A 385-nucleotide genomic window follows, 5' to 3' on the forward strand; every position below is an offset into this window, starting at 1 on the left:
CTCGAGATTTTAATCATGTTTCTTTGGTTCAGTGATAATCCATAAATTGCATCTCAGGTTATCATGAACAATGTGATTAAATTAAGGGATCAGGGTAGATGGGATGTCTCTTGGTCAAGCAGAGGATGACTTCCACCATTACAAACTTCCTTCTTCACTTCTTCACACACTTGGTGTCCTGCTGGCACTGCTGTGGAGCTGGTTTGCATGGATCTTGGCATTGAGGGACTGGCTTGGGGCATGGGTCGCATGGGTCCTGGCATTGCTGTGGTGGAGGGCATGGTGGTGGACAAGGGTCTTGGCATGGATCTGGGCATTTCTTCTGTCCCTTGACTCCAGACATGGTGCTTTTTGGTTGAGATCTATAGACGATCTTCAAGAATTC

At 46.8% G+C, this 385-nt stretch carries 1 protein-coding gene; it reads left to right on the forward strand.

What is annotated here, in order from left to right:
- Nucleotides 1-207: 207 nt before the first annotated feature.
- Nucleotides 208-333, forward strand: coding sequence for a hypothetical protein (locus EUU22_RS25945; RefSeq protein ID WP_280956465.1), 126 nt, complete (start codon nucleotides 208-210; stop codon nucleotides 331-333).
- Nucleotides 334-385 lie beyond the last annotated feature (52 nt).

This window comes from Ciceribacter ferrooxidans (genome assembly GCF_004137355.1).
Classification (GTDB): Bacteria; Pseudomonadota; Alphaproteobacteria; order Rhizobiales; family Rhizobiaceae; genus Allorhizobium; species Allorhizobium ferrooxidans.